Source organism: Brevundimonas sp., from assembly GCF_046293315.1.
Taxonomy (GTDB): Bacteria; Pseudomonadota; Alphaproteobacteria; order Caulobacterales; family Caulobacteraceae; genus Brevundimonas.
In genome coordinates this window covers 186,465-196,297 of record NZ_JBKBPF010000006.1, presented here as the reverse complement: position 1 = coordinate 196,297, position 9,833 = coordinate 186,465, and the positions used below count along the sequence as shown (strand labels likewise).

The window sequence follows — 9,833 nt, the reverse complement described above, 5'->3', positions numbered from 1 at the left end:
CGCGGGTACATCATGGGCTGGCCCATGGAGTACTTGTAGGTCATGGCGGCGATGGTTGGCATCTTGGCCACCAGGCGCATGGCCGAGACTTCGCGGTGATGCGGGTTATTGATGTCCAGCGAGTCGTGATAGAAGGCCGACAGGGCGCCGACGGTGCCGACCATGATGGCCATGGGGTGCGCGTCGCGGCGGAAGCCTTCGAAGAAGCGGTCGAACTGCGAATGCAGCATCGTGTGCATGGTGACGCTGTTTTCGAACGACTCGTACTGCGCCGCCGTGGGGAGCTCGCCGTGCAGCAGCAGGTGGCAGACCTCGACGAAGTTGGACTTTTCCGCCAGCTGGTCGATGGGGTAGCCGCGGTGCAGCAGCACGCCTTCGTCGCCGTCGATGTAGGTCAGGCTGGATTCACACGACGCGGTCGAGGTGAAGCCCGGGTCGTAGGTGAAGGCGCCGGTGGCGCCGTACAGCTTCCTGATATCCACCACGTCCGGCCCGGTGGAGCCGCCCAGAACCGGCAGTTCGACGGATTTGTCGCCGATGGTCACAGTCGCCGTGCCGGCGGGTTTGGCTTGTTCGGTCATAAGCACCCCTTGTTTTTCTGGACGCCCTCGCGGGGAGGCGACGGCGCGGGTCGTTTGTTGTGCGCGTTCACTTAAGGCCTGAAAGCGCATCCTCCAAGCGTCCGAGGCTTTCTTCTCGCCCAAGTGAAGACAAAGTTCTGGCCAGATCGGGCGAACTTGACCCGGCGGTAAGGGCGCCGCGCAGGGGCGGGCCGATCTTGCCGAAGCCTACACCCTCGTCCTCGGCGAAGGCCTGGAGCTCGGCCTCGAGAGCGAACACGTCCCAGCTCTGGAACAGGCGCAGGCGGTCCAGCAGGCGGGCCATGCGCTCGCCGGTTTCGCCTTCCAGCATGGCCTTCGCCTTGTCGTTCAGCGCCAGCGGGCGGCGCTGGAGGACGAAGGCGCTCTGGGCGGCCAGTTCGATGACGGTTTTGGCCCGGTCCTTGACGAAGGGCATGGCCTGAACGAGCCGCTGTTCGTCGCCCTCGGCGAGCACGTGGCCGTCCTTCAGGTGCTGGTCCAGCACCAGCTTGGCCAGCCGTTCGTCGTCGGCCAGACGGATCCAGTGGGCGTTGACGTGGGCCAGCTTGTCGAAGTCCAAACGGGCGGGCGCCTTGTTGACCGCGTCCAGGTCGAACCAGGCGATGGCCTGCTCGTCGCTGAACAGTTCGTCGTCGCCGTGGCTCCAGCCCAGCCGGGCCAGATAGTTGCGCATGGCCTCGGGCAGATAGCCCATGTCGGCGTACTCGTGCACCGCCTGGGCGCCGTGGCGCTTGCTGAGTTTGGCGCCGTCGGGGCCGTGGATCAGGGAGATGTGGGCGAACACCGGGCGGGTCCAGCCGAGGGCGTCATATATCAATGATTGACGAGCGGCGTTGTTGAGGTGGTCGTCGCCGCGGATGACGTGGGTGACGCCCATGTCGTGATCGTCGGCCACCACGGCCAGGTTGTAGGTGGGCGCGCCGTCCGAGCGCAGCAGCACCAGATCGTCCAGCGAGGCCGATTCCCAGCGCACGCGGCCCTGAACCGCATCCTCCACGAACACCGCCGTATCGGCGGGGCGGCGGAAACGCACGGTGTGGGGCTTGGCCAGATCATCCACGGTGGGTTCACGGTCGCGCCAGGGGGATTCGAAGGTGCGGCCCTCGGCCTTGGCCTGATCGCGCAGGGCGCCGGTCTCCTCGGCGGTCAGGTAGTCGCGGTAGGCATGGCCGCTTTCCAGCAACTGGTCCACGACCGCGCGGTGACGGTCGGCGCGGGCGTGCTGGAACACCGGCTCTTCATCGGCGAACAGCTCCAGCCAGGCCAGGCCGTCGAAGATGGCCTTCACGGCGTCGTCGGTGGAGCGCTCGCGGTCGGTGTCTTCCACGCGCACCAGGAATTTGCCGCCGTGACGACGAGCGAACAGCCAGTTGAATAACGCTGTTCTCGCCCCGCCGATATGCAGGTAGCCTGTGGGCGAGGGGGCGAAGCGGGTGACGACGGGTGAGGGTTCAGTCATGTCCGGGGCGGTGTCCGATGGGGCCGCCCTTATAACGCCGGAAGCGGCCAAGCCCATACGCGCGCGCATAATCGATTGGCTGGCGGGGAGCGTTTGGGCCCAGCGGGATCGCTGGCGGCTGTGGGCGCCGGTGGCCTTCGGCGGGGGATGCGCGGTCTATTTCGGGCTGCCAAACGAACCGCCCCTGTGGCCGCCGGCGCTGTTCGCGGTGCTGGCGTCGGCGGCGTGGATCATTGCGCGGCGCCGGGGGGCGGGCAGGGGCCTGACCGTGCCGCTGATGCTGATCGCCTGCCTGGCGCTGGGGCTGGCGGCGGCCAAGGCGCGGACCGGGCGGGTCGAGGCGCCCATCGCCCCCGCCATGGCCGAGCCGACGGTGATCGAGGGCTGGGTGGTGGACGTGGACAGCCCCGGCGCGCGGGGATCGCGGGTGGTGCTGGCGCCGGTGCGGATCCGGGGGCTGGCGCCGGAGGAGACGCCGGTTCGGCTGCGCGCGACCTTGCAGGGGGACGCGCCCGCGCCGGGGACGCCGGTGCGGGTGTTCGCCATCCTCAATCCGCCGCCGCCGCCCGCCAGTCCGGGCAGCTATGATTTCGGCCGCAACGCCTTCTTCCTCGGGATGGGCGGGGTGGCGTTCGGGCTGGGCGAGACGCGGGCGGCGAGCCTGCCGGAGCCGCCCGAGGGCCTGCAGCGGATCATGTGGCTGAACGGGGTGCGGTTCGATCTGGCGTCGCGCATCGCGGACCGACTGGGCGAGCGGACGGGCGGCATCGCGGCGGCCATGACCACGGGCCATGAGTCCTGGCTGATCCAGGAAGACATGGACGCGATGCGGGATTCGGGGCTGTTCCACATCCTGTCCATCTCGGGCCTGCACATGGCCATCGTGGGCGGGTTTGTGTTCTTCGGGGTGCGGCTGCTGGTGGCGGCATGGCCGTGGCTGGCGCTGCGGGCGTCCGGCAAGAAGGTGGCGGCCTGGGCCGGGCTGGTGGCGGTGGGGGCCTATCTGCTGATCTCGGGCGGACCGCCCCCGGCCGAGCGGGCGGCCACCACGGCCGCCATCGCCTTTCTGGCCGTGTTGCTGGACCGGCGGGCCATCAGCATGAACGCCCTGGCGGTTGCCGCCTTCGTGGTGCTGATCTTCCGGCCCGAGTCCATCGTCCAGCCCGGGTTCCAGATGTCGTTCGCGGCCACGGCGGCGCTGGTGGCGCTGGCCGAGACCTGGCCGGTGCGGACGCGGGAGATCTCGGCCCCGTGGATCATCGTCACGACGCAGCGGTTCGGGGCCTGGCTGTTCGCCGCCTGCGCGGCCAGTCTGGTGGCGGGCATGGCCACGGGGCCGTTCGCCATGCAGCACTTCAACCGAACCGCCGTGTTCGGCCTGATCGCTAATGTCGCCACCGCGCCGATCTCCAGCTTCATCATGATGCCGGCCCTGGCGCTGGGTGCGGCGCTGGAGCCGCTGGGGCTGGGCGGACCGTTTCTGGCGGTGGCGGGGTGGGGTGTCGACCTGATGCTGGCCATCGGCCACTGGACCGCGGACCTGCCCGGGGCGGTGCGGACCATCCCCAGCGCGCCGGATATCGCCCTGCCGATCGCTTTTCTGGGGGTGCTGTGGCTGTGTCTGTGGAAGGGGCGAGGGCGCTGGGTGGGGCTTCCGTTCGCCCTTGCGGTGTTGCTCTGGCCGCGCCCGCCGGCGCCGGATCTGTGGATCGGTGACGGGGCCACGACCGCGGGCGTGCGGGTGGAGCGCGAGGCGATCCAGCTGCGGCCCGGCGTGCGGCAGTTTCCCATCGATCTGTGGTCGCAGCGGCGGGGGCTGGCTCTTGTGGCGCCGGATGAGGACTGGACCGCCGACCGGTTCTCGCGCCGCCCGGCCGGGGCGGGACCGCTGGCCCTGTGGTGGGGAACGCGGACGCCGGATGCGGAGCAGATGTCGGCGCTGTGTGCGTCGGCCGAGGTGGTGGCGGTGCGGGCCGAGGTGGTCGCGCTGCCGGACGCCTGCGACGACCGGCTGGTTCTGGACGGTCAGGACTTCCGGCGCGGCGGGGCGGTGGAGCTGTGGCGCGAGGACGGGGGCTGGCGCGGGGTCTGGACGCTGGATGTGCGCGGCGACCGGCCGTGGTCGCCCCGAGCCTGATCCCTCTCCCTTCCCGCTAGGCCTGACGCAGGCTCATGATGGCGGATTCGATGGTGGAGCCGAGGAACACCGCCGCGATCACCACCGCCAGACCGAAGCTGACGCCCGGAAACAGCGGGGGGAGGGCGGCGGCGAGGATGATCAGGCCGGGATAGATGGCGGCCCAGACCGCCGAGCTGGGCGCCTCGGCGATCACCAGAGGTCCCTTCTTCAGTTTCATGAAGCGCGGCACGAACGGCTGGAGCGCCAGAAAGGCCACTGTCACCACCGCCGCTGTGGCCACATAGCGCCAGGGGGGATCGGCGGGGCCGAAGATTGTCGCGCTCATGACCAGCAGGGCCACGGCGAACAGGGTGGTCACGGCCAGCAGGACGTTGGGATCGATACGCTTCAAGACTTCACCTTCACATAGGCGCCGGGCGCCGGCTCGACGGGCGTCAGCGCGCCCTTCTTCGGATCACGGGCGTCGACCCAGTCGCCCGCCCGTTCATGCAGCCATGCCGCCCAGTGCGGCCACCAGGAGCCGGGGTGTTGCTCGGCGCCCGCCTGCCATTCCGCAAGGGTGTCGGGCAGGTCCGGATTGGTCCAGTGCTGGTACTTCACCGCCGCCGGGTGGTTGACCACGCCCGCGATGTGGCCGGAGCCCGCGAGGGTATAGGTCACCGGGCCGCCGAACAGCTTGGTCGAGCGATAGACCGAGTTCATGGGCGCGATGTGGTCCTCGCGACTGGCCTGGGCGTAGATGGGCGTCTTGACCGTCGACAGGTCCACGCGGACGCCGCCGATCTCGAACTCGCCGCTGGCCAAGGCATTGGCGCCGTACATCTGGCGCAGATAGGCCATGTGCAGGGCCTTGGGCATGCGGGTCTGGTCGGCGTTCCAGAACAGCAGGTCGAACGACGGCGGATCCTTGCCCATCAGATAGTTGCTGACGAAGAACGACCAGATCAGGTCGTTGGCGCGCAGGGCATTGAAGGTATCGGCCATGGACGCGCCGGGCAGGACGCCGCCGGCCTCGTCCATCATGGTCTCGATCTCGTTCAGCCAGTGGTCGTCGGTGAACAGGAGGAGGTCGCCGGCTTCCTCGAAATCATGCTGGGCGGCGAAGAAGGTGCAGGCGTTGATGCGATCGTCGCCCTTGTCCGCCATGTGCGCCATGGCCGCGCCCATCAGGGTGCCGCCGATGCAGTAGCCGACGGTGTTGAGCCGATCCGTGCCGCACTGCTCCATCACCTTCGAGGTGGCGCGGTAAATGCCCTTTTCCAGATAGTCGTCGAAGCCGAAGCCGGCCTTGTCCACGTCCGGATTGACCCAGGAACAGACGAAGACGGTAAAGCCCTGTTCCGACAGCCAGCGGATCATGGAGTTGGCGGGCTGCAGGTCCAGAATGTAGAATTTGTTGATCCACGGCGGGAAGATCAGCAGCGGGATGGCGCGCTGTTTGTCGGTCGCCGCGTCGTACTGGATCAGCTCGAACAGTTCGTCGCGCCAGACCACCTGACCGGGGCTGGTGGCCACGTTCTCGCCGACGCGGAACTTGCCGTAGTCGGCCTGGCTGATGGCCAGCTTGCCGCGCCCACGTTCCATGTCGGCGGCGAAATTCTGCATGCCCTTGACCAGACTCTCGCCGCTGGTCTCGGCCATGGCTTTCAGCGCCGCGGGATTGGAGGCCAGGAAGTTGGAGGGGGAGAAGGCGTCCGTCAGCAGTTTGGTGAAGAACTCGGCGCGGCGCTTGGTGCGGGGCTCCACGTCCTCGGCGCTGGAGATCAGGGCGTTCATCCAGTCGGCGGTGACCAGATAGGACTGGCGCATCACGTCGAACATGGGATTCTCGGCCCAGGCGGGATCCTTGAACCGCTTGTCGGGGGCGTCGGTGACCGGCACGTCCTCGCCCGCCGCGCGTCGGGCCGTGTCGGTCCACAGGGTCATGTAGCGGCTGAACAGGTCGGCCTGGGCCTGGAACAGGCGGTCGGGGCGGGACGCGAGGCTGGTCATGACCGTGGTCATGGCCGGGCCGACGTTGAAGGGGTCCGGCGACATGGCGGCGGGGCGGTCCGCCTTGCCCAGCGCCGCCTCGGTCAGGGCCGACTGGGCCGTCATGGCCGCCCTGGCGATGTTCAGGGACAGGGTCTCGAGCATGCGCCGCTGGTCGGCGCCGATGGCGAACGGGTCGAAGGCGCCCGGCTGCGACGGGGGTGGGGCGGGGGCTGCCTCGGGTTCCGGAGGCGGCTTTTGCGCGGGTTCGGGCGGCTTGGGGCTGGCCGCCGAGCGAGGGGCGGGCTTTTTCGGGGCGGCCTTTTTTGGCGTGCGGGTCGCGGGCTTTTTCGGCGGCGTGGCCATGAACGGCTCCTGCTGGATCGATGTCAGGCGGCGTCGCCCTTCCTCGCCGCCCCATGATGGCATATGACCGGGTCCAAGATGAACGCATCGGCGACGAAAATTCTGGCGATTTCGGCGGTTTGCGCGCTGTTGGGGGCTTGCGGGGCGCGTTTCGCCGCGCCGACGGACCCGTCATCGCCGCTGTCGGGGCGGGTTCAGGAACTGGTGGACGCCAACCGCACCTACCCCCGCTGGGCTGATTTCCCGGCCGCGCCCACGAATGTGCCGGGCGCCAGCGTGATCGCCGGGCGTGTGGCCGGGCTGGATCAGACCGGTGACACCCTGGACCGCAGCGTCGCCGCGATCGACTGGACCCTGCTGGAGGATCCGGACGTCTGGAGCGCTTCGGTGCGCGCCCGGACCGAGGGCGCGCGCATGAGCGTCGGAACCGCCCGGACGGCCGCCGAAGTGGAGGCCTTCGCCCAGTCCCTGCGGGATCGCGCCGAACCGCCGCCGCCGATCCGCTAGATCTAGATTTCGCGCCTGCGACCGAATCCGACGACCCTGCGGGCCAGACTGACCTGGATGATGAGGTGCGACGGCACATGGCGGACGGCGGCGGAGCAATCGCGGTGAATTTCCTGGACGTGTCGAGCTCCCTGTCGGGCCGCGCCTGGCGTCAGCGCCCGGCCGGGGAAGAGACTGTGCGCGCCCACATGCAGGGTTTGGGGCTGGCGGAGCCGCTGGCCCGGGCGCTGGCGGCCCGCGGCGTAACGGCGGATCAGGGCGAGGATTATCTGAGCCCGACCCTGCGGGCGCTGTTTCCCGATCCGTCCAGCTTTCTCGACATGGACAAGGCCGCCGGCGTCATTCTGGACGCCCTGACCGCGGGCCGGAGCATCCATGTGTTCGCCGACTATGACGTGGACGGGGCCTCCAGCGCGGCGCTGCTGGTGCGGTGGTTCCGGGCCATGGGGGCGGACCTGCCCATCTATGTGCCGGACCGCCTGACCGAGGGGTATGGCCCCAGCCCCAGGGCGTTCGAGACGCTGAAGGCGAGCGGGACGGATCTGGTCATCACCGTGGACTGCGGCGCGGCGGCGGTGGAGGCGGTGGCCCATGCGGCGGCCATCGGGCTGAAGGTGGTGGTGGTGGATCACCACCTGATGCGCGACCAGCCGCCCGCCTGCGAGGCGGTGGTCAATCCGAACCGGCCGGGCTGCAATTCGGGGCAGGGCAATCTGGCGGCGGCGGGGGTGGTGTTCGTGCTGCTGGCCGCGCTGAACCGGGCGGCGCGGGCGCGGGGCCTGTTCGCGGAGCGGGCCGAGCCGGACCTTCGGCAATGGCTGGATCTGGCGGCGCTGGGGGCCATCTGCGACGTGACCGCGCTGACCGGGTTCAACCGGGCGCTGGCGGCGCTGGGACTGAAGGTGATGTCGGACTGGCGCAATCCGGGGCTGGCGGCGCTGCTGGCGGTGGCGGGTATGGAGCCGGGCCCGGCCAAGGCCAGCCATGCAGGCTTCATCCTTGGGCCGCGGATCAATGCCGGCGGGCGCATCGGCCGGGCCGATCTGGGCGCGCGCCTGCTGTCCACCGACGACCCGGCCGAGGCGGCGAGCATCGCCGCTGAGCTGGACGCCCTGAACCAGTCCCGCCGCGAGGTGGAGCGCGAGGTGACCGAGGCGGCGGTGCGCAAGGTGGAGAGCCAGGGCCCTGACGCGCTGGACCGCCCCATCATCGTGGTGGAAGGCGATGACTGGCACCCCGGCGTGGTGGGAATCGTGGCCGGGCGGTTGCGCGAACGCTGGCGCAAGCCGGTGGTCGTCATCGGCGTGGACCCGGCGACGGGCGTGGGCAAGGGCTCGGGCCGGTCCCAGCCGGGGGTTAATCTGGGCCGCGCCGTACAGGCGGCGTGGGAGGCAGGCCATCTGATGGCGGGCGGCGGTCACGCCATGGCGGCGGGCCTGACCGTGGCAGGCGACCGCATCGAGGCCGTGCGCGCCTTTCTGGAGGCGGCCCTGGCGGACCAGCAGGCGGCGGCGGAGGTTCTGGACGTGGTGGACGTGGACGCGCTGCTGGACTGCCGCGCCGCCAGCCGGGCCCTGTTCGAGGACTTCGAGCGCCTGGCGCCCTATGGCCCGTCCAACCCGGAGCCGCTGTTTGCGCTGGACCGGGTGACGGCGCGCGAGCCGGTGGCCATGAACGGCGGGCATGTGCGGTGCCGGCTGACGGCGGCGGACGGCGCCTCGGTCAAGGCCATCGCGTGGCGCTGCGCGGACCTGCCGCTGGGGCGGACCTTGTTGTCGGGCGCAACGGGCCTCAGCGTGGTGGGCCGTCTGAAGGCGGATGACTGGAACGGCCGCCGCGGCGTCCAGTTCGAGATCGAGGACGCCCACGACCCGCGGCGCGAAACGACAGACGATTTTTAGTCAAACCCTGCTTGCAACGTCCGGGAGGGGCCGCTATATCGCCGGCTCTCGCGCAGCGGTCCCTTCGTCTATCGGTTAGGACGCTAGGTTTTCAACCTGGAAAGAGGGGTTCGATTCCCCTAGGGACTGCCACGCGGGGCTCCCCCAAATTGTTGCACAAGCGCACGCTTTGAGCCGAATCGGCGCGCGTATCCGGGACGGATTTCGCGTCACGCGCGAAATTGTCGTTTCTGCCCCTCCCACGTTCATCGAACCGTGTTAAACATGTTTTGTCTGCACACGAGGGTCGCAGGCGGGGGGAGCATGTCAGCGTACGAAGTGGAGGAGGACGTGACGGCCGAAACGGTCCGCATGTCCGGTCATGTCAAATGGTTCGACCCCGCCAAGGGGTACGGCTTCATCGTGCCTGATGACCCTTCGCTTACGGGCATGAAGGATGTGCTGCTGCATGTCTCCAGCCTGCGCGACCATGGCTGTGACGATGCGGCCGAGGGCGCGCCCATCACCTGTGACGCCGTGCGCCGCGCCAAGGGCTGGCAAGCGACCCAGATTTTCAATCTCGCCGACCCGGAGCCGGGTCAGACGCCGGGCTATGAAGCCCTGCGCCGATCCACCAGCAATCTGGACGCCATGACGCGGCGCCCCGCTCGCCCGGCGATCCAGGCCGACGGCCCCATGGAGCCGGCGACGGTCAAGTGGTTCAACCGGGCCAAGGGCTACGGTTTCGTGGTCCGTGACGGCGATCAGGATGACATCTTCATCCATATCGAGACCCTGCGCCGTTGCGGCCTGGATGACCTGTTGCCGGGCCACACGGTGCGGGTGCGCTTCGCCCGTGGCCCCAAGGGTCTGGTCGTCGCCGAGATCGAACCGGGGGAATAGGCCGC

General features: G+C 69.3%; 8 protein-coding genes and 1 tRNA gene. 5 read left to right on the top strand and 4 right to left on the bottom strand.

Going from position 1 to position 9,833, the window contains the following annotated elements:
• Positions 1-581, bottom strand: a 581-nt coding sequence (locus ACK4SE_RS07780; protein WP_409690769.1) for a citrate/2-methylcitrate synthase, incomplete at its 3' end; no start/stop codon positions are given.
• Between the two features lie 67 nt (positions 582-648).
• Positions 649-2,061, bottom strand: a complete 1,413-nt coding sequence (gene gltX, locus ACK4SE_RS07775) for a glutamate--tRNA ligase (protein ID WP_409690767.1) — start codon at positions 2,059-2,061, stop codon at positions 649-651.
• Here gltX and ACK4SE_RS07770 point away from each other — a divergent pair.
• The gene (locus ACK4SE_RS07770) at positions 2,060-4,198 is read left to right on the top strand and encodes a ComEC/Rec2 family competence protein (protein WP_409690765.1); all 2,139 of its coding nucleotides are present in this window, start codon (positions 2,060-2,062) and stop codon (positions 4,196-4,198) included. The two genes, gltX and ACK4SE_RS07770, sit on opposite strands and share 2 nt — an antisense overlap.
• Before the next feature lie 16 nt (positions 4,199-4,214).
• Here the strand turns inward: ACK4SE_RS07770 and ACK4SE_RS07765 are convergent, their stop codons facing one another.
• Together ACK4SE_RS07765 and phaC are read right to left on the bottom strand one after the other, a co-directional pair.
• Complete coding sequence (locus tag ACK4SE_RS07765) at positions 4,215-4,592, bottom strand: hypothetical protein (RefSeq protein ID WP_409690764.1); 378 nt, start codon at positions 4,590-4,592, stop codon at positions 4,215-4,217.
• The gene (phaC, locus tag ACK4SE_RS07760; protein ID WP_409690806.1) at positions 4,589-6,538 is read right to left on the bottom strand and encodes a class I poly(R)-hydroxyalkanoic acid synthase; all 1,950 of its coding nucleotides are present in this window, start codon (positions 6,536-6,538) and stop codon (positions 4,589-4,591) included. Before phaC ends, ACK4SE_RS07765 begins: the two co-directional genes overlap by 4 nt.
• A gap of 63 nt (positions 6,539-6,601) precedes the next feature.
• Between phaC and ACK4SE_RS07755 the strand changes: the two genes are divergently transcribed.
• The 4 genes from ACK4SE_RS07755 (at position 6,602) to ACK4SE_RS07740 (ending at position 9,828) form a co-directional block, all read left to right on the top strand.
• Positions 6,602-7,045, top strand: coding sequence for a hypothetical protein (locus ACK4SE_RS07755; RefSeq protein ID WP_409690762.1), 444 nt, complete (start codon positions 6,602-6,604; stop codon positions 7,043-7,045).
• A 77-nt stretch (positions 7,046-7,122) separates the two neighbouring features.
• Positions 7,123-8,946 carry a single-stranded-DNA-specific exonuclease RecJ gene (gene recJ, locus ACK4SE_RS07750; protein WP_409690804.1) on the top strand — a complete coding sequence of 608 codons (1,824 nt, stop codon included), beginning with the start codon at positions 7,123-7,125 and terminating at the stop codon, positions 8,944-8,946.
• Positions 8,947-9,003: 57 nt separating this feature from the next.
• Positions 9,004-9,078: transfer RNA gene (locus ACK4SE_RS07745), tRNA-Glu, on the top strand.
• Positions 9,079-9,249: 171 nt separating this feature from the next.
• Positions 9,250-9,828: a cold-shock protein gene (locus ACK4SE_RS07740; protein WP_409690759.1), complete on the top strand. Its 579-nt coding sequence runs from the start codon at positions 9,250-9,252 to the stop codon at positions 9,826-9,828.
• Positions 9,829-9,833 lie beyond the last annotated feature (5 nt).